8 protein-coding genes and 2 pseudogenes are annotated in these 20,772 nt (G+C 48.5%); 5 read left to right on the top strand and 5 right to left on the bottom strand.

All coding sequences use genetic code 11. The annotated features are described in order from the left end of the window. The first annotated feature begins 1 nt into the window (after position 1). From BGE37_RS13905 to BGE37_RS13895, 3 genes are read left to right on the top strand one after another with little or no spacing between them, the layout of a single operon-like run. Positions 2–4,936: a class I SAM-dependent DNA methyltransferase gene (locus BGE37_RS13905; RefSeq protein ID WP_105288115.1), complete on the top strand. Its 4,935-nt coding sequence runs from the start codon at positions 2–4 to the stop codon at positions 4,934–4,936. Beyond that, a complete protein-coding gene (locus tag BGE37_RS13900; RefSeq protein WP_105288114.1) occupies positions 4,936–11,277 on the top strand; it encodes a DEAD/DEAH box helicase in 6,342 nt (2,113 codons plus the stop codon). The genes BGE37_RS13905 and BGE37_RS13900 overlap by 1 nt, the downstream gene beginning before the upstream one ends. Further along, positions 11,274–13,388 (top strand): UvrD-helicase domain-containing protein, encoded by a 2,115-nt coding sequence (locus BGE37_RS13895; RefSeq protein WP_103253448.1) that lies wholly within the window; start codon positions 11,274–11,276, stop codon positions 13,386–13,388. Before BGE37_RS13900 ends, BGE37_RS13895 begins: the two co-directional genes overlap by 4 nt. Before the next feature lie 513 nt (positions 13,389–13,901). Here BGE37_RS13895 and BGE37_RS13890 read toward each other — a convergent pair. Both BGE37_RS13890 and BGE37_RS13885 read right to left on the bottom strand, forming a co-directional pair. Continuing rightward, the gene (locus BGE37_RS13890; protein WP_001026378.1) at positions 13,902–14,552 is read right to left on the bottom strand and encodes a hypothetical protein; all 651 of its coding nucleotides are present in this window, start codon (positions 14,550–14,552) and stop codon (positions 13,902–13,904) included. A 170-nt stretch (positions 14,553–14,722) separates the two neighbouring features. Continuing rightward, positions 14,723–15,404: pseudogene (locus BGE37_RS13885) on the bottom strand (hypothetical protein). A 114-nt stretch (positions 15,405–15,518) separates the two neighbouring features. On the opposite strand from BGE37_RS13885, the gene BGE37_RS26000 reads away from it, so the two are divergent. Continuing rightward, positions 15,519–15,608 carry a hypothetical protein gene (locus tag BGE37_RS26000; RefSeq protein ID WP_418134933.1) on the top strand — a complete coding sequence of 30 codons (90 nt, stop codon included), beginning with the start codon at positions 15,519–15,521 and terminating at the stop codon, positions 15,606–15,608. A gap of 332 nt (positions 15,609–15,940) precedes the next feature. Here the strand turns inward: BGE37_RS26000 and BGE37_RS25995 are convergent. The 3 genes and pseudogenes from BGE37_RS25995 to nanC all read right to left on the bottom strand — a co-directional run. Continuing rightward, positions 15,941–16,285: pseudogene (locus tag BGE37_RS25995) on the bottom strand (sialate O-acetylesterase); the annotation flags it as partial. 286 nt (positions 16,286–16,571) lie between these two features. Further along, on the bottom strand, positions 16,572–17,678 hold the full coding sequence (gene nanM, locus BGE37_RS13875) for an N-acetylneuraminate epimerase (protein WP_105288112.1): 1,107 nt from the start codon (positions 17,676–17,678) through the stop codon (positions 16,572–16,574). 19 nt (positions 17,679–17,697) lie between these two features. Next, the gene (gene nanC, locus BGE37_RS13870; protein WP_071974623.1) at positions 17,698–18,414 is read right to left on the bottom strand and encodes an N-acetylneuraminic acid outer membrane channel NanC; all 717 of its coding nucleotides are present in this window, start codon (positions 18,412–18,414) and stop codon (positions 17,698–17,700) included. 1,427 nt (positions 18,415–19,841) lie between these two features. Between nanC and fimB the strand changes: the two genes are divergently transcribed. Further along, positions 19,842–20,444, top strand: a complete 603-nt coding sequence (gene fimB / locus BGE37_RS13855; RefSeq protein ID WP_000790582.1) for a type 1 fimbria switch DNA invertase FimB — start codon at positions 19,842–19,844, stop codon at positions 20,442–20,444. The last annotated feature ends 328 nt before the right edge of the window (positions 20,445–20,772 follow it).

Below are 20,772 nucleotides of genomic sequence, written 5' to 3'. Positions count from 1 at the left end.
CATGGCGCTGGTCGGTATTAATAACGAAAACGAATTTTACTCTAACCACTATTTGGGTGAGGTTTTCACCAGTGATATCCGCGATGTGCTGGAACCCTGGATAGCCCAGGAAAATGCAGCGCGTGAAGCGGAGCGTGCCGCTCGTGAACAGGGCAAAGACGTAGAGCCGGGATACCGCGCTCCGTGGAACCAGTTTAACAGTCTGGCGACTGAGTTTTTCCGCAAACTTGCCGAGCACGAAAAACAGCGTCAGATCCCGCAACGTCTGGCCGATCAACGTAATCGCTGGCAGCCATTGTTAAAGGCGCTGGGTTACGAAATTACGCCGCAGATCCAAATGCTGGATGACGATACACCGCTGCCGGTACTGGCGCGTTACAACAGCACTGACGGTAGCCCGTGGCTGTGGATTGTCGAAGCACACGATCAGGAAGAGGGAACGCTGGATCCGCTGGCGCTCTCTTTACTGACCGCGCAATTCCCGGCGGATACCGACAAACATAAGCGCGACAGCCTGCGCAAAAAAGCCAACGGTGAATATCGCAGCTGGCAAGATCTGCTCTCTACGGCGGTCTTCACCCAAAATGAACCTCCGCGTTTTGTGCTATTGCTCGGTAACCGTCAGCTATTGCTGCTGGACCGTACTAAGTGGGCGCAAAACCGTCTGCTGCGTTTTGATTTTGAAGAGATTTTAAGTCGTCGTGAAACGGATACGCTGAAAGCGACGGCGGTGTTGCTACATAAAGATTCTCTGCTGCCGGGCAGTGGGGCACCTTATCTTGACTCGCTGGATGACAATTCGCACAAACATGCGTTTGGCGTGTCGGAAGATCTGAAATATGCCCTGCGCGAAAGCATTGAGCTGCTGGGCAACGAAGCGATGCATTACCTGATCGACCGTGGCCTGGCAAACTATACCGGTAACCGTGCGGTGGACCCGGATGAACTGAGCCGCGAATGTCTGCGTTACATGTACCGCCTGCTGTTCCTGTTCTACATTGAAGCGCGCCCGGAGCTGGGTTATGCGCCGATGACCGCCAAAACCTATCTGCAAGGTTACAGCCTGGAAACGTTGCGCGATCTGGAGATGATCCCGCTGACCAGCGAAGAAGATCGCAACGGGCGCTACTTCCACGACAGCCTGAATATGCTGTTTAAACTGGTGCGCGAAGGCTACAACGGCGGCGTGAAAATGCAGAGTGACCTGGAGAGCGGCGACCGGATCACCATCCATAGTCATCAGTTCAGCGTCCCGCGTCTGGAAAGTCATCTGTTTGATGCCAACAACACGCGCATTCTTAACCGCGTGGTATTCCGTAACGAAACCCTGCAACAGATTATCCAGGCGATGTCGTTAAGCCGCCCGGGCAAAGAGCGCTTTAACCGCCGCGGACGTATTTCTTATCGCCAGTTGGGTATCAACCAGTTGGGTGCGGTGTATGAGGCACTGCTCTCCTATCGCGGATTCTTCGCCAGCGAAGATCTCTACGAGGTGAAGAAAGCCGGAGAAGAGTTTAACGAGCTGGAGACGGGTTACTTCGTCAGTAAGGATGAGATTGGCAAATACCACGAAGACGAGAAGGTCTACGAGAAAGACGGCAGCCTGCGCATTCACCGCAAAGGCAGTTTTATCTACCGTATGGCCGGACGCGACCGTGAGAAATCTGCCTCTTATTACACCCCGGAAGTGCTGACCCGCTCACTGGTTAAATATGCCCTGAAAGAGTTGTTTAAGGAGCAGATTGATCCCATTAGCGATCCGCACGCCAAAGCTGATGCCATCTTAAACCTCACCGTGTGCGAACCGGCGATGGGCAGCGCGGCGTTCCTTAACGAAGCCATCAACCAGCTGGCGGAAGCGTATCTGTTCCACAAACAGCAGGCGGAAGGTCGACGTATTCCGCAGGATCGTTACACCCAGGAGTTACAGCGGGTGAAAATGTACATTGCCGACAACAACGTTTTCGGCGTGGACTTAAACCCGGTGGCGGTGGAGCTGGCGGAAGTGTCACTGTGGCTGAACGCCATCAGTGGCGATGCCTTTGTACCGTGGTTTGGTTACCAGCTGCACTGCGGTAACTCGCTGGTGGGCGCGCGCCGTCAGGTGTTCAACAAGAGCGAACTGACCTACAAAAAAGTCAAAGATCCGAGCTGGCTTAACAGCGAGCCGGTCGAACTGGCGATGAACACGCCGCGTGAAGAGACGCAGATTTTCCACTTCCTGCTGCCCGACGGCGGTATGGCTAATTACAGCGATAAAACTGTTAAGCAGCGTTATCCGGATGACTTCAAAGCGCTGGACAGCTGGCGCAAAGAGTTTATTAAAAGCTTTGCCGGGCATGAGATTGCTGATGTGCAGCGTATCAGCGAAAAGGTGGAAGCACTGTGGAACACCTATCGCCAGCAACTTAAAGCAGAACGTCTGAAAACCGCCGACAGCTACCCGGTGTGGCCGGCAGAAAACAGCGAGCAGACACGTTCTTCGCTGAGCAGTAAAGATGAAACCTTTAGCGGTCGTCTTGAAGATAACAGCGCCTACCAGAAGCTGCGTTGGGTGATGGACTACTGGTGCGCGCTGTGGTTCTGGCCGATCGACAAAGCTGATGAGCTACCGGATCGCGGTACCTGGTTGTTTGAGATTGAAACCCTGCTCGACGGGATTGTAATCACGGAAAAAGTCACTGAAGTTGCGGATCACACCACTGGCGATCTGTTTGCCGAAGAAGGCCTGCTGCGAGAAGAGTCTTCGCTGTTTTCCGTTGCTGGTCGTCTGAAAACCGATGTGCTGTTCCGCCATTTGCCGCGTCTGGCGATTGTCGATGCCCTGAGAAAGCAGCACCGTTTCTTCCACTGGGATCTGGAGTTCTGCGACTTGTTTGCCGAGCGCGGCGGTTTTGACCTGATGCTCGGAAACCCGCCGTGGCTAAAAGTGGAATGGCAGGAAGCGGGCGTGCTGGGTGATTACGAGCCGGAATTTGTGCTGCGTAAGCTGAGTGCATCGAAGCTGGCAACGTTGCGTGTTGATACCTTTAACCAGATCCCAGCGCTGGAAGCGGCCTGGCGCAGCGAGTATGAAGGCTGTGAAGGGATGCAAAACTTCCTCAATGCGCAGCAAAACTACCCGGTACTGCGCGGGGTGCAGACCAACTTGTATAAATGCTTCCTGCCGCAGGCATGGCGCTTAGGGGCAGAGAAAGGCGTGGCAGGCTTCCTGCACCCGGAAGGGATTTATGATGACCCGAAAGGTGGGCAGTTGCGTGCGGCAGTGTACCCGAGGTTGAGGGCGCATTTTCAATTTGCCAATGAAGTTAAAATATTTGCTGAAGTAGATAATCACACTAGATTTAGCATCAATGTATATGGCCCCTATTCTCAGATAGTGGCATTCTCAAATATAGCAAATTTATTTATTCCTCAAACTATTGACGCGTGTTTTGAACATAAAGGGGAAGGCATTGTCCCGGGGATAAAAGAAGAAACTGAAATCGATGGCAAAGTAAAAGTTAAATGGAATTTCCAGGGACATTTCGATCGAGTCGTGCCTATAAATTTAAAACAGTTGGGTCTTTTTGCGCGTCTTTATGATGTTGTCGGAACTCCTGCCCAGGAAGCCCGTCTTCCTGCGTTGCATGCTACACAATTAGTTACAGTACTTGAAAAGTTTGCGAAACAACCTAGGCGATTAGGTGATTTGCAGGGGCAATATTATTCTCTAGAAATGTGGCATGAAACTAATCAGCAAAGCGATGGTACAATTGAGCGACATACACAGTTCCCGGAAGAAGCATCACAATGGGTTTTGTCTGGCCCTCATTTTTTTGTTGGCAATCCTTTCTACAATACGCCTAGAGCGGTTTGTGACACGAATAAAGCATACGATAACCTAGACTTGCTAACTCTGCCCGACGACTATTTGCCGCGCACTAACTATATTCCAGCCTGTGATGCACAGGAGTATGCCAAACGTACTCCATGCGTTACATGGACTGAACTGGCTGAAGATGAACCGAAGAAGGTAACAGATTATTATCGCTTAGCTATCAGAGCCATGTTGGCTCAATCGGGGGAACGTACACTAATTAGTGCTATTTATCCGCCAGAAATAAGTCACATGAACGCAGTACGTTCTTACTGCTATAGCTCACAGAATCAGTTACTCGAACATTCAGGTATGTGTTTTTCTTTACCTTTTGATTTTATTTGTAAATCTACTGGCAAGGCAAACTTACATCAGATGCTTGATGGTTTCTCATACGTATTATTCAATCCGAGACAAAAGGCATTATTATACTGCTTAGTATTATCATTAAATTCTGTAAATGATGTATATGCTGGCCTTTGGCAATCCTGCTACACCCCAGACTTCAATACCCAACGCTGGAGCCGCGATCTCCCGCAGCTCCCACAAGATTTCTTCGCCAATCTGACCCCAGAGTGGCAGCGTAACTGTGCCTTACGCTCCGACTACAGTCGTCGTCAGGCGCTGGTGGAAATCGACGTTCTGGTGGCACAGGCGCTGGGGTTAACCCTCGAAGAGCTGCTTACCATTTACCGTGTACAGTTCCCGGTGATGCGTCAGTACGAAGCGGACACCTGGTACGACCAAAACGGCCGCATCATCTTTACCCCAAGCAAAGGGTTGGTGGGCGTTGGCTTGCCTCGCACCGCGCGTAAAGCTGACCTGAAAAACGGCTTTGTCTTTAACGTCGACAGCCCGGAGTGGACCGGCGGTGACTGCACCGATCAAGCCATCGGTTGGGATGATGTCAAACATTTGCAAACCGGTACCGTCAGCGTCACCTTTGATGACTATACCCGCAGCGACGAAGGCGAGCGCCGTACCGTCACCTGGCAGGCACCGTTTATCAAGCCGGATCGCGAAGACGACTACAAAGTGGCCTGGGCGTTCTTTGCACAAGATAAGGAGAGCGCCTGATGTTGCCGTCCGTTGTCAGTCGGCAGGTCGCCGACAGCGTTGCCGCCTTTTTACGGGCGGCGTTCCCGCTAAACAGCCCGCTGTTTAACGGTGAGAATAACGATAATGTCTCAATGCTGGAGCAATTTCTGGCCCAGCCGGAAACGCTGCTGAAAGGACCATACCTTTCCGCCCAGTTGCCGTTTCGTAAAAGTGACTTACCGCTGAATTTTTTCCCTAATCTGACGCTGCCGTTCCCGCCGCACGCGCATCAGGCCCGGGCATTTCAGCGTCTGGGAAGCGACGCGCCACAGCCGACACTGGTCGCTACCGGTACCGGCTCCGGTAAAACAGAATGTTTTATGTTCCCGCTGCTCAACCACTGCGCGGGCGCGTCACAAGCCGGGGTTAAAGCGATTATCATCTACCCGATGAACGCCCTGGCAACCGATCAGGCCAGCCGTTTCGCCAAAACCATCGCCAGCGATCCACAACTGCATGGCAAGGTGACCGTCGGCCTGTTTGTCGGCGACAGCGAAATCGAACCCAGCAAAAAAATGTCGGCAGAAAAGGTCATTACCTGCAAGCACACGCTGCGCGAAAGCCCGCCGGACATCCTGTTGACCAACTACAAAATGCTCGACTACCTGCTGATGCGCCCTGGCGATCAGCCGCTCTGGCGTTACAACCAGCCCGGTTCATTGCGCTACCTGGTCGTGGATGAATTGCATACGTTTGATGGCGCGCAAGGGTCGGATCTGGCCTGTCTGGTGCGACGTCTGAAGCATCACATAGGTGTGGATAACCAACGATTCGCCTGTGTCGGGACATCAGCGACCGTCGGCGACGAACTGGGGCAACTGCTCGATTACGCAAAAACAATCTTTGACCAGCCGTTTACCGATGACGCCGTTATTCGCGAAGATCGCTACACGGCAGCGGAGTACTTGCAGGATTACGCCATTGCGTACAGTCAGTATCCGGGGCAGGAGGTCGCTTCGGCCCTGGACCCGCAGAGTTACGCTACCCCGGTAGCGTATCTTAACGGGCAAATCCCTTTGTGGTTCCCCGACAGCGACTTGCAACTCCCGGACGATCTGGAGAGCGACGACGGGCGTGAAAAGCGTATTGCGCTGGGGTCACTGTTACGCCGCCACAGCGTGATGCATGTCTTACTCCATGATCTGCAAGGCGGGATCCTCTCTGAACGAGAGTGTCTGGAAAATCTCCAGGTTATGCTGGCAGAAAGCGCCGACCATGCCCGACGCGTGCTGCAAAGCATTCTGGCGCTGATCGCACAGGCACGTCTCGAAGTACCGGAAATGGAACACGATCGGCAAAAACGTCTCCAGGCGAAGAAAGCGCGCCCGGTGCTGCCGTTTGTGCAACTGCGCTCCCAGTTGTGGCTTCGTGAGATGCGTCGTCTGGTCGCCAGCGTGGCGAAAACGCCGAGACTGGTGTTTGCCGATGATGTGGCGGTGGAAGACCGCGAACACTATTTGCCGGTTATCCACTGCCGTGACTGCCACGCAACTGGCTGGGCCAGCCTGCGTCATGGGCAAAGCGTTCAGCTGGAAACAGACCTCGACGGCATTTATCGCCAGTTCTTTGAAAAAGGGCGCTCCATCGTCCTTGCTTTCCCGGATAACAACGAAAAAGCGGTCAGTGGCGCACACCAGAAACTGTGCCCTACCTGTCTGAAACTGAACCGACAGTCCAGCGTCCAGTGTGGACATTGCGGTCATACGGAACTGTTGCAGGTACTGATCCCGGATATGCTCAAAGAGCGTAAGGACGAGCTGGAGTTTGCTAATGAATGCCCGTACTGCAACAGCAAACAGGGGATTTCGATTCTGGGGTCACGGGCTGCCAGTTTGTCGGCGGTGATGATTCACCAGCTTTATGGCAGCCAGTTCAACGAACATAAAAAGCTGATTACGTTTTCTGACTCGGTACAAGACGCCGCGCATCGTGCCAGCTTTTTTACTGCCCGAACCTGGCCGCTGATGATTCGTGGGCAAATCGCCAGTGTTCTTGGCGAAAAAGAGACATTACCGCTGGATGCGTTCGCGGCGCGTGTTTGCCAACAAACGCGTGAACGTTCACCGGACGATGCTCATTTTGCAGCGAACTTCATCGCACCAAATATGCAGTGGCTGAATGATTATCAGACACTGAAAAATGAAGGCAAACTGGCGGAGAACTCCGATCTGCCGGAGCTGGTTTCCCTGCGCCTCGACTGGGAGGTGTACAGCGAATTTACCCTGCGCGCGCGTATCGGACGTACGCTGGAAGCCACCGGTTATGCCGTTGCCGGAGTGGATAAAGAACGCTTTAATCCGGCAATTACCGCCCTGCATCAACAGCTTTGTGAAGAGCTGGGTGATGAGATGTCCGGTGTGAGCGTCGAGCAGGTAGCGCACCTGGCGCTGGGGGTTATCTGGTATCAACGCCAGGCCGGGGCCGTTATGCATCCGGCGTTCGAAAGTTATCGCCGTGATGGCACGACCTTTATGATGACGCAAAAAGAGCGTACATCGCGCTATATGCCTTCTATCGGTCCGAAAACGCGTAAACCGGCTTATGCGTCGTTTGAAAAAATTAATGGTTTCCATCGCCTGATTGGCGCGAAGTCTAACCCCAGTTGGTATCAGCATTGGATCAATCGCACGCTGAGTAACGGCAATAATCTGTTTATCAGTAGCGTTGCGGAAACAGTGTTACGACGCCTGTTTACGGCGTTGAAAATAGCCGGAGTAGTAAAAGATTTTGACACCAAAGGGCGTGAAGCCTGGGGACTGGTGCCTTCGGCGCTGGTGGTGAGCCGTGACGTCGTTCAGCTTAATTGCTCATGTTGCCGTGAGGTTGTCCGGGCTCCGGCCGATCAAGGCTGGCAGTGGCGTAATGCGCCTTGTCTCTCTTTACGTTGTGAAGGTCGTTACCAGGAAGTCGACAATATGGCGACCTGGCGTTGGGAGAACATGGACATCGCGCGCGTGCAGGGCGCAGAACACACGGGGCTGCTTAGCCGTGAAGATCGCGAAGCCACCGAAAAATCGTTCTACCGTGGCAACCAACCGTGGAATATCAACCTGTTGTCGGCAACACCGACGCTGGAGATGGGTATTGACGTTGGGGATCTTTCCACCGTTTTACTCTGTTCTGTCCCACCTGCTCAGGCCAACTACTTGCAGCGTATTGGTCGCGCCGGTCGTAAAGATGGTAACGCGTTAAACATTACCGTGGCAGAAGGGAACCCGCACGATCAGTTTTTCTTTGAAGAACCGCTGGAGATGATGCAGGGCCAGGTGCAGGCTCCTGGCGTCTTCCTCAATGCAACGGCTATTCTCGAACGCCAGCTGGCAGCTTTTTGTATGGATAACTGGGTGAAAACCGGTGTACCAGAATCCGCTATCTGTAAAAACGTCAAACAGATGCTGGATGAGCTGGAGTTCGGGCGTAAATCGGGTTTTCCGTATAACTTACTGAGATATATCGAACAGCATCATGCGGAGATTGCTGCACAATTTACGGCGATCTTCCCCGATCTTGCCGCAGAAACTCGCCAACAGTTGTTGTCTTATCTTCAGGGCGCGCCAGGACAACGCTCTCTGGTGCAGCGTATCGAAGAGGCGTTAAAACTGCTGGTGGAAGATCGCAAATCTCTGCGTTCACGCATCGATAAACTCAAGCGCAGTATCGATAAGCTGGAGAACGCGCCGCGCGATCAAAACTTTGACAGCGATATGCGCGAGTTAACTTCAGAACGGCAGGCGCTGATGGCGCTAGTCAATCAAATCAACAATAAGCAGACGCTGAATTTCCTCACGGATGAAGGTCTGCTGCCTAACTACGCCTTCCCGGAAGCCGGTATTACGTTACGTTCTGTGCTCTGGCGGCGTAAAGAAGGCGGGGAAGCGCGTGAATATCAAAACACCACTTTCGAATATGAACGCCCGGCATCAACGGCGCTGGCTGAGCTGGCTCCGCTGAATAATTTCTATGCCGGTGGGCATAAAGTTGAAATTGAGCAGATAGACCTGAAGGTCTCTGAGCCGGAGAACTGGCGTATCTGTAGCCACTGTAACTACAGCGAAAATATCGACCAGACGGGCGACCAGCATAAATATTGCCCGAAATGTGGCACACCGGGGTGGGCCGACGCCGGACAAAAAACCACGCTGCTGAAACTTCGCCAGGTGTATGCCCGCGCCAGCGCACGTGATAGCCAGATCAGCGACGAGAGCGACAGCCGTGAACCTGCTTTCTTCCAGCGTCAGCTATTGGTTAGTTTCGAAAAAGAAGATGTATCGGCGGCATACGCGATTGAGGAAGGCGAAGTTCCGTTTGGTTTTGAATTTTTAAGCAAAGTCACCCTGCGGGATATCAACTTCGGCAAAATGGCGGATGATGCCAATGAGTTGATGATTGCCGGAGAAGCGAAGAAGCGAACCGGGTTTAAAGTTTGCCTGGGGTGCGGCATGGTACAGCGTCCTCGCGATCATGAACCACGTCATGATTTGAGCTGCAAATATCGCACGGAACCGGAAAAGGCGAAGTTCGAAGATTATCTCTATCTCTATCGCCAGCTGGAGTCAGAAGCGTTGCGAATTCTGCTCCCGGTAAGCAGTTACAGTAATGACCGTGTCGTGGAGGCTTCTCTTGGGGCGGCGATCCAGCTCGGCCTTAAACATTACTTCAAGGGGAATGTCGATCACCTGAAAGGCGTTGTGTACCGCGAGCCGGAAAATGAAGGCGAATCCTGGCGGCAGTATCTGGTGATTTACGATACCGTCCCGGGGGGGACTGGTTCTCTTAAAGAGCTGATGCGCACTCCCGACAATTTGCTGAAATTACTTGAACTGGCCTATCAGGCGATAGTGGAATGCAGTTGCAACCATGATACGCATAAAGATGGTTGTTATCGTTGCGTTTACGCTTACCGTGACCGTGGGCGCATGAAGTATGTCTCCCGCGATCAGGCGCGTCTCTTGCTGGCGAAAATTTTGCAGGCAAGAGATTCGATACGGGTAATTGATTCCATCAAAAACATTTCCCTCGAAGCCATGATGGGCAGTGAGCTGGAAAAACGGTTTATTAGCTGCCTGCAAGAAAATAAAAACCTGATTGTCAGTCGCAGTTACGCGCATCAGGGCGCTGGGTGGATTATTAACACCCGCAGCGAACCGATGATGAGCTGGCATCTTAAAGCTCAGGTGGATTTAGGCGCTAAAGAGGCTGTGGGGATCCCTTGTCGCCCGGATTACGTGCTATATCCGCTTATGCAGTCTGATGCCATTAAACCGGTAGCTATTTTCCTTGATGGCTTTGCGTTTCACAAAAATAGCGTCGCAGAGGATGTGCAAAAACGCCAGGCGATTCGGGATAGCGGTAATTTCTGGGTGTGGACAGTCACGTGGGCCGATCTCAAAGAGCCTGGGCTTAAACATGTTCAGGATGTCCTGGGGCTTGGGCATAACCCGGATATGAAACAGCCTAAGTTTTATAACCTGTTTCACGATACCAACTTTGCGGCCCTTGAAGCGTCGTTCCGGGAACGCAACAGTTTTGCACTGCTGCTGGATTATCTCGCCGAGCCGGGAGGAAGAACGCAGTTATGGCAGAAAATGGCTGCTGCACATGCCTGGGTGTGGTTGGATGTGAAGAAGTCACAGGACGCGGGAACGAAACAAAAGTATGCCTATGAAATGCAGGAAAACGCGCCAGACTGGCGGCTAGCAGAGCTTTTGCCAGACGAACCGTTTGTCTTTGGTGGTTTACTCGATAGCTGTAACTCATCGCAGCAATTTATTGAGCTGGCTTCGGTGTTGCCACAACAAGCCATTAAACCGACGACCAGTGTCGCACAAATGCGCAGCTGGCTGCGTTTGCATATCTGTTTTGACGATCGCTATACGCAGGATGACGGTTATGAAGCGGGACTCAATGGCTTCTGGCGACTGGTAAACCTGTTACAGTTCCTGCCGGATATGACCTTTACCAGCCGTAAAGCCGTACATTTACCGCAGGAAAGCGTTGACGTTAAAGTTACGGCAACGCCAGAGGCAGTACCAGAGACTGATGAAAGTTGGGCTGAGATTATTGAGTTTGGCTTATTAAGCGCTGAAGAGATCGCGTTGCTTCAGTCTCATTCTCTCTCTGCGCCGACTCTCGGCTACGAATTGCAAAATGATGAAGGTGAAATTATTGCGGAAGCCGATCTCGCCTGGCCATCACAAAAATGGGCATTGATTATTGATAATCAAGAATTTATTCCATTATTCACAACCAGGGGTTGGCACGTTGCATTCGGGCCAATTGACGAAAATACATTGCAACATCTGTCCGGAGGTGACAAATGACGGTGCAAACGCCCAAGGTGGCACTTTCTGATGGTTTTCTGGGCGCATTCGCGCGGATCCCAAAAGCACAGCAAAAAAAGGTGCAGGAATTCATCTCCAAATTCCGTCAGGACCCGACCAGTAATGGACTTAACTATGAAAAGATCCACGATGCGCGCAGTAAAAATGTCCATTCGGTGCGAATCGATCAAACTTATCGCGGCATTGTTCTGAAACCTGAACAGGGTGCTCTGTATATGCTGATGTGGGTGGATAAACACGACGAAGCATATGACTGGGCGCGGCGGCATGATTGTTCGATTCACCCGGTTACTGGCGCGATTCAGGTCATTGATATTAGCTATATCAAACCGGCAGCGGAAACGGTGGTTGATAAACCGAAACTCTTCGCAGCTTACAGCGCGGAACAGATTCTGGCCCTGGGTGTGCCGCCTGTCTTTATTGATCAGGTGATGGCGCTTACCGATGAAGCCGGGCTTAATCAACTTGAAAGCATAATGCCAGCAGAAGCCTGGGAACCTCTGCACTGGCTGGCAGAAGGGCTGGATTACCAGGAAGTGCTGGAAGAGTTTAACGATCATCGTGATGAGCCTGTTGATACCAACGACTTTATGGAGGCGATTGAACGAAGTAAACGTCGCTTCCATGTCGTTGAAAATGAACAGGAACTATTGCAGATGCTTAATGCGCCTTTAGAAAAATGGCGTGTATTTCTGCACCCGAGCCAGCGAAAACTGGTGGAGTCGCCCGCTAATGGTCCGGTACGAGTACTGGGCGGTGCAGGTACAGGGAAAACGGTTGTTGCAATGCACCGTGCGCGGTGGTTATCTCAGCGTCTGGTAGATAAACCCGGTAAGAAGGTACTTTTCACGACCTTTACGCGTAACCTGGCGGCAGATATTCGCGCTAATCTCCAGCGGTTGTGTACGCGAGAAGAGATGGCGCGTATTGACGTCGTTAACATTGATGCCTGGATGAGCGACCAACTAAAACGCCACGGTTATGATTTCCGCGTGGTATACGACAGCGATGAAGGGCGACGTAAATGCTGGAACTATGCCTTGCAGCAGGCACCTGCCGAACTGGGGCTACCTGACAATTTCTATGCTGAAGAGTGGCAACGCGTTGTCCAGCCAAATGCGGTTTACACCCGGGAGGAATACCTCAAAGTCAGCCGGGTTGGACGTGGTACAGCGTTATCCCGTATTCAACGGGCGAAAATCTGGCCAGTTTTCGAAGAATTCAGAGCACAAATGGCGCGTGCCAAACTGCGCGAAATGGGCGATGCCATGCATGAGGCTATTGTTCTGTTTAAAGAAAAGCAGGTCCAACTACCTTATAGCAGTATTGTCGTCGATGAAGCTCAAGATATCGGTGCCCCGGCATTTACTCTTATTCGCAGCCTGGTTCCCGAGTCGCCCAACGATCTGTTTATTGTCGGGGATGGGCATCAGCGTATTTATCGCAATAAGGTCGTTCTTGGTCAGTGTGGTATTAACGTCCGTGGTCGTCGCAGTAAAAAATTGAAGATTAACTATCGGACCACAGAAGAGACGCGTCAATTTGCTGTTGGGCTGTTAACTGGTGTGAAGGTTGATAACCTCGATGGCGAAGCGGATACCAGTAATGATTATTTGTCATTACTGCACGGGGAAAAGCCCATGATTACGCATGCGGCAGATTTCAAAGAAGAGGCTGCAACACTCGTCAAGCAAATTCAGGCATTGCTGGCGAATCAGGTTCGTTCTCAGGATATCTGCATTACTGCGCGTACTAAACATGCTTGTGACCGCTACGCATCAGCACTCAATGACGCCGGAATTGAGACATTTAATTTAGGCAATGATAGCGGTGACAGCGATGCACGCCCAGGCGTGCGAGTTGCAACGATGCACCGTATTAAAGGGCTTGAGTTCCAGTATGTGTTCCTGGTGGGGATTAACGAAGGCGTTGTGCCGGAAATAAAAGCATTAGCATCCGATGATCCCGTTGAACAGCGTGATGCATTATTTAATGAGCGCGCGTTACTGCATGTGGCTGCAACCCGTGCCGTAAAAGGGCTGTTTGTTTCATCATCTGGTATCCCTAGTCCGCTATTAGTGGCTGATTAATAATATGTCCGAAACAGACCAGGAGCCGAAACGCTCCTGGTCTATATAACCGTTCTGGCAACTGGCGATATTTATATTGTTTAGCTCCCAACAGCCAGACAATATCAGCTTAGAAATTATATTCGCTTATGCGGTTAGCATATTGCACAGTACAACCTGTTTTCTCTATATCTAACATAACATCAGGATGTGGATGATTTTTGGATGGGGTAACACACTGGACAAATATAGCTGGCACGAAAAGGCTGGCATTTTCTGGTGACCAATAGTCTTTGGAACCATGATTATAAAACAAACACCTTAAATTTTAAACGTATGATGCCAGGATTACCAGAATTATAAACGAATGTATGAGTTCTTTTCTGTTTGTTCAGGGGAGGGTATAAATATTGTAATTGTTAATAGTATCGTCAGGACGATAAAAATATAATCATGACAAAGGAAATTGAACTAAAATGATTGACCTTTTACAGGTGGTTTGTCAGTGATTTCTTGTTATTAATGATTCATCTCTTATTCATGAACTGAATTATTCGTATGGTTACTGTTACTATTGCGATAAATCGCAATTCCTTTTCTTAATTGCTCGACATTCATTTCGATTTTTGACTTTTCAATGAGCAGGTTTTTTCCGGTAAGAATATATCCAGGAAGTATGCTTATTCCTTTCCAGACTAATTCGCTATTCATCAGTTTGTACGTCGGAGTTGAAGGGATGGCATGTTTACGTGTTTGCTTTTTCGCGATGATGTTAAGGCATTTTCGCGCGATATCGCCGCCAACGAAAATAACTTTTATATTGGCAAAGAGTTCGAGCTCCCATTCTACAATAGGTGACCAGAGAATGATCTCCGCGGGTGTGGCTGTGATCTGTGTTTTAGGTAGTTTCAGTGCGGAGGTCAGGTAGATACCATGGTTGAGTAAGACTTCGCCACTACTTGCCGATAATCCAGCCAGCGCTAACTGTCGGGCGACAGTCGTAAAATAACCAGACTCTGGTGTATAAAAATCTTCTTGCGGTGTTATAGCTACCACCTCATTAATCATAACCATTTTTATGGTCGATGGCATAATTTCATAAGTGGGGAAATACAGTAATATATCTTTAGCCTGTTGAGGGTATTCTGCATAGATTCGGTCATGTAATGATTGACGGATATTCATGATTTATTTTCCGTATAAAATAGTAAGGTGATCACCTGAATAAAGGTGATCATCATATTTTGATGAGTATAGTGATTTTTTATTTCTCTGGTGAGGAATGAAGAAAATATCAATGGTGAGGATCGTCAGAGATTCAGGGAAAGTTAAGGCCAGTCAGAAACACAATGCCGTCACTTAAGCGGGGCAGCACTGTGTTTCACCGGATAACGGGTTTTTGATACCTTAACAGCCCTCGGCCTTGATAGTCGTGGGAACACCGCTTCCAGAGCACCCCGCAGATGCTCCAGCCGTTTCGGGATGGTTCCTGGTGACGCCGTATTTCCCTGCACTATCATTTCTGTCACGATAAACTGGAATGCGAACTTAAAGCTGATTTCTGACGCCGCTTTAGTTGCCTCACGCTGTATCGCTCCGCCGGTAGGCCGCGGTCATGGCATTCAGCAGAATGTGATTCCCAGATTCATTAACGCCACCAGACGCATGACCGGGTAGGCGCTCTGCCGCTCAGTGGATGTGTTGGCAGAGCCATAATATTCACGCAACTCAGGTTCATAGGTGTCCTGAACTGTGCGCCATCAATGGCAAAAAGTTGCAGGCCGTGCCAGTCATCCTTCAGGTAACGTTCCGCGCCCCATGTCTGTGCGGTCTGGCGGAAGAGCCATTCCACCAGGGGGCCCCCACGCGCTGGCGCTCCTGGGTGACAGCGCTGCGGGCCAGCAGGCTAATCCCCGCTTCGCCATCCGCGCTCAGGTTAAGACGACAAATAGTCGCATGAGCAGAAAGCGTCAGGAGGTGCTGTATCCACTCGGTGGGAAGGTGCTCTGCAAACAGTTGCGTAGAGGGCGGTGGCATAAGCGGATGGTCTCTGAAAGTGGTATAAGAAAATGGCTCCTTGTTGTGAAAACCATTATAGTGCCGCACGCCGGAGCAGTTAAAAGCGTTGATGGATGCAAATAAATCAAATTAATGAACGCTCACCTTTCGCGCCAAAACTGCAAAATTGCTTCTACAAATCTGTCAGAAATAATCCCCCGACGGGCTGCTGAGCTGAAATGACTGCTTCGCAGTGACGTCGTCCAGTTCTCCGCTGACCGGTACGCTGAACCGAAATATCCCGTGCTTAAATCGTCTGGATCTTCATCAGGCGCGTTCGTCAGTCCTCTTGCACCTTGTTGCTGGAAGTCGACGAAAATAATATTGGCTAAAACATTATTTTGATAATTGCCATAAATAGCTTCATACGCATGAGGGAAATTTTCTTTCCAGTACCAGGTGGTATCGCCGCAAAACCACGGCGCGTCAGTAATTTTATTAAGCTGAGAATGGTATTGTTTTAGATCCCTACGAAAGGCTTTAACCATATGATTAAAGTGTTGAGGGTGTGACGCGTAGTCACTGGTCATTAGGTCAAATTCGCCTTGCATCCAGCATACGCCGAGGAATTTGTTCTGCGGATTTTTTGCCAGTGCGGCTCGCGTTCTGCTGACTAAATCCTGGTATAGCGGAGTATCCGTTCCCCAACGACAAGCATCATGGCTGGCTCCGTGCCGTTCTGAATATGTCCCTTCGCTGCCCGCGGTAAAAGCCGATCCGCCACGGCAACACGGAACGATGAGAACCCCTGCATTATCAGGAATAAAGGGCAGTAATTTCCGTGCAATATGCAGTGCCTGGCCAACGGTGCCGTACTGTGTTTGATGATTCGTTGCCAGAGGATGGTGATAACCCTGCATATCCTGAACATCGTGTGGGCAGTGAGTCAGTGGAATAATGTCGTTAAAGTGACATGAGGGGCCTCCGGGATGCGTATGCGCGAATCTCGCTAATTGTTTAATCCTGGGATGAGGCGCATCTTCCCTGTCCGGTAATGGCAGTCCTTCGCCATACGCCATGGCATTAGACTGACCGGCAACGGTAAGAACATAGTAATAATCGGGCGATATTATTGCGTTCATATAATTTTCGCGTAATTGAAATGGCAAATTGATAGCAGAGCCCCTTTACTGGGGCCCTGAAGCATTAGTTTTGTACTGTGACTTTATTATCCTTCACAGAGATCAAAACTGAATCCGTCACCGCTTTGCCGCCTGCAGTTTCACCGCCAATAATCAATAGACTATTATTCCAGGGCAATGATACTCCGTAGGCCCGACCTTGCGATAATTCGCCCGATTTATCCCATTTCCCGTTATGCCAAAGATGAATATCAGCGCTATATGATTTTTTCAGGCCTTCATGCGCATAGTTCTTACCGTTCTGATAATTTTCCCGCGACCCCTTGAATCCGGCCCCCCCGGCAAATATAAGTGAGTCATTGCTTATCCCCGCAAAACCGCCAGCGACGCCATCTGGTGATGAGACGGGAGCAAGTTTATTCCATTTTAAATTATTACCGGTGAAATCAAGTTCAAATACGGCATCCGTTCGTAGTCCTGGTTTGGCTTCACCATTAATAAGCCAGGTTTTATCGCCTTTATTCACAACCGCTGCACCAGCCGTCCCGTACCAGGGAGATTCGCCAGCGTAACTCCATTGCTGTGTTGAGGGATCAAAAGACAACAGAAACTTATTGAAGAAATAATCTTCTGCTTTTTTGTCAAAATAGTGGGCGTTGATTTTCTCTATAGCGGTTGGATCTTTTCCAGCTTCGTTGAGATCTTCAAAATAGCCATTGAAGATATTCTGGTTAACACCGCCAGTAACATAAGCCTTGCCGTTGTGTACAAAAGTCACATGGCCCGCCATGCCCATCGGTGCGTGCGACATCAATTTAACCCAGCTATTGGTTTTGGGGTTGTATTTGTGTACGTCATTAAATACCTGAGTCAAGCCCTCGCTGTTTTTGCCAATGCCGCCAAACACATACAGATTGCCATCAATAAATGCAGAGGTTGCTTGATCTCTCGGTCCACCAGGGAATGCAGCTAACGCTATCCATTTTTTATCTTTGGCCTGTGTATCCAGCTTGTACCATGCTGTACCTGCGCTACCTAAACCAATGTAGACAGTGTCGTTATCAATTGCTCCGGTACCACTTTTAAAAGGCACCGGAGTTTGCGGTAATACAGACGCGTTTGCGGCAAATGAAGCCATCATGATAGCAAGCGCCGTTATTGTTTTATTCATTGTGACTGTCTCCTGTCTACTACAGTTTAAATGACACACCAATGCGATAACTGTTTTCTGATAAATTATCTCTGCCGTTATAAACACCCTGACGGTCAAGGTAGTCATATTCTATGTATGGCGTAATATCAGGCGTCATATGGTATTGTAGAACAAATGCATTTTCCGTCGCCCATTTCTTATGGTTTGCATAGCGATAATCGTTTTGTTTGCTGTATAGCGTCGTTTGCCATGCGAAGGTGAAATCACTATTAATATGGTAAGTGACATATCCATCCCAACGATGAACGTTATCACGAGACATATCACCGGATAAGTCTTGTTGTCGGTAAGCTTTCCAGTCGTAACGATAGCGAATGCCAAAATTAAGATCTTTTGTCGCGTCCCAGGACAGTTTTACGTAGGGTCCGTAGCGTGTGCCGTTGCTGCTAAAATGCGTTAACATTCCCGGGCGCACCGTCCATTGATCATCAAGTTTAATCGCGTAATTAACTTCAACCTGAACATCATTGAGTGCGGCATTTTCCTTTTTATTATCATGAATGGTATTCCAGGTATTACTTTCCATGCTTGCCCACCATCCATTTTGCCATCCCTCACTGACTTTGAGTCGAGTCTCATAGGCGTGGCTTCCACTACGATATCCACCACGTATGTCCAGTGTCGCAGCTTGAGAAATTAATGGTGACGAAAAGCACAGTAATAATACGCCAGAAAGTATTTTAGCCTTTTTCATAAATTTCACTCATTTGTAGGATACAGAAAGCAATACAAAGCCCGCATAAACAATTAGCATTTATGTTGTGTAATATTTTTGCCAGGCTTATAGTGTCTTTGGTAACGGGTAGCTGTATTTTATATTTTTTGTATAAGGTCTCCTGTGAAAATTCTCTTCCACATTATTTAAATAAACAGAGAACCAGATTAAATACCTGAGTATAAAATCTCTTCTGATGTTTAATTGATTTGAATGTTCGTAAGCTATATCACTTACTCAATCCATTTTATCCTGAGTCATAAAATAGAGTGTCTGTTGATCTCATTTTCATATTCCTTTCAGACTGAAGTGATGTTTGTCATAGATTGCGAGATGCTCAGTCTCATTGACTACTGCGGTACACCTTTATACCTGTTATACCAGATCAAAAATCACACAATCCATATAACAAAACCAGATTTGCAATTCGTGTCACAAAATATGTCTATATTTTTCTATGAAGAAGATGCCATGTGAAGTCAGACGAACACTTATGATGGCCTTCACAAATCAAAGATATTTGATTAACTATTTGTTTTATATGTTATTTATTTGCGCTCTAAACAAGGGGCGCTTTGCTGGCTAACTCAGTGAGCGTGGTGAAAATAAGCGTTTACCCGCCATCAGGCTGAGCATAATTCTCATCATGAAATATGTTTCTAGGTTTGTGGCTTGTAACTGGTCACTTCTGAAGTCGATCAGGAGAGGCTTGTTGATGTTCAGTACGCATTGGTGTTTTCAGGATGATGCTTCACTTAGTTTGTTTGCCGTATCGCCCGGCGAATAGCTGTGATTGAAGAAGGTTTAAGACGTAGTGACCAAAGCCATATTTACCAATGAATGTAGATGAAAAAGCGTCGCCTGCGTTCCCCCATATCTCCAGGATAAAAAGGAATGTAGCAATCTCATGGCGTAAGCTGACGAACCAGGCAGGAATAATCGCTAGGGACCTAAGAATTAGCATGATAATAGACGCTAAGAAATTACTGCGTTCCATGAAATAGCCATTTTGTGGCAAATGCAGTTGACTAATAATGTCATATGTGAGACGGCTAGTTGAACGAATATTAAATTTTGCTGAATTTTTTATGTTGATTTTACTTGTTACAGAACATATCACATGATATATAGATAAGATTAGTTGCATTAATGATGAGGGTTATTATTAGATTCGTATCAGATTGATAAATATATAAAGGTACATAGCATGCAAGAGCATGGCGTTTGTATGGCAAAGTTATTATAAGTAACTATCGCTACTCCATTTAAGTTCACTCAGAAGAACTGGTCCACTTACGTTAGTTATTAAGCAAACGTTCGCTTTTATAAACATAATCAGGATTAAAATGTTGGATTATTGCTAACCCAGCACAGCTAGTGCGCGTCTGTAATTATAAGGGAAAACGATGAAGAATAAGGCTGATAACAAAAAAAGGAACTTCCTGACCCATAGTGAAATCGAGTCACTCCTTAAAGCAGCAAATACCGGGCCTCATGCAGCACGTAATTATTGTCTGACTTTGCTTTGTTTTATTCATGGTTTCCGGGCGAGTGAAATTTGCCGATTGAGGATTTCGGATATTGATCTTAAGGCAAAGTGTATCTATATCCATCGATTAAAAAAAGGCTTTTCAACAACGCACCCGCTATTGAACAAAGAAGTTCAGGCTTTAAAAAACTGGTTGAGTATACGTACTTCTTATCCGCATGCTGAGAGCGAGTGGGTATTTTTATCACGTAAGGGGAACCCGCTTTCTCGGCAACAGTTTTACCATATTATCTCGACTTCTGGTGGTAATGCTGGGTTATCACTGGAGATTCATCCGCATATGTTACGCCATTCGTGTGGTTTTGCTTTGGCGAATATGGGAATAGATACACGACTTATCCAGGATTATCTTGGGCATCGCAATATTCGTCATACTGTCTGGTATACCGCCAGCAATGCAGGGCGTTTTTACGGCATCTGGGATAGAGCCAGAGGACGACAGCATCACGCTGTTTTATAGAGATAGATGAGATACCAGGGATGGTGTTAAAAAATACATTATTCTTACGATATATCAAAAATGATTAACTATTTATTAATTGATGTTATTGTAAGTGTGATTCTTAATTATCATAATAAACATTAAGTTAACCATATCCATACAAAATACAATGGTTTATGTTCTTCAAAATAAATAAACAAAATCATTCATAAATTTACACATCACTCAAGCTCTCCTGTTTCTGCACTTTTTTCTTTATTTTTTAAGCAACTGGAAGTTAATCCGCTGCAATCTATTGTTATATTGAATCAAATCAATGAAAATAGATGTTGTCACATCAGTGATA

It is taken from the genome of Escherichia sp. MOD1-EC6300, from assembly GCF_002965045.1.
In the GTDB taxonomy this organism is placed as follows: Bacteria; Pseudomonadota; Gammaproteobacteria; order Enterobacterales; family Enterobacteriaceae; genus Escherichia; species Escherichia coli_F.
Note: the sequence above shows the minus strand (reverse complement) of the source record. Positions and strands in the feature narration are given on the sequence as shown.

Bases quoted from the DNA above. Each gene is read 5' to 3' on its own strand.
- BGE37_RS13900 (WP_105288114.1), top strand. From the start codon at position 4,936: ATGTTGCCGTCCGTTGTCAGTCGGCAGGTCGCCGACAGCGTTGCCGCC.
- nanC (WP_071974623.1), bottom strand. From the start codon at position 18,414: ATGAAAAAGGCTAAAATACTTTCTGGCGTATTATTACTGTGCTTTTCG.
- fimB (WP_000790582.1), top strand. From the start codon at position 19,842: ATGAAGAATAAGGCTGATAACAAAAAAAGGAACTTCCTGACCCATAGT.
- BGE37_RS13895 (WP_103253448.1), top strand. From the start codon at position 11,274: ATGACGGTGCAAACGCCCAAGGTGGCACTTTCTGATGGTTTTCTGGGC.
- BGE37_RS13905 (WP_105288115.1), top strand. From the start codon at position 2: ATGGCGCTGGTCGGTATTAATAACGAAAACGAATTTTACTCTAACCAC.
- BGE37_RS26000 (WP_418134933.1), top strand. From the start codon at position 15,519: ATGAACGCTCACCTTTCGCGCCAAAACTGCAAAATTGCTTCTACAAAT.
- nanM (WP_105288112.1), bottom strand. From the start codon at position 17,678: ATGAATAAAACAATAACGGCGCTTGCTATCATGATGGCTTCATTTGCC.
- BGE37_RS13890 (WP_001026378.1), bottom strand. From the start codon at position 14,552: ATGAATATCCGTCAATCATTACATGACCGAATCTATGCAGAATACCCT.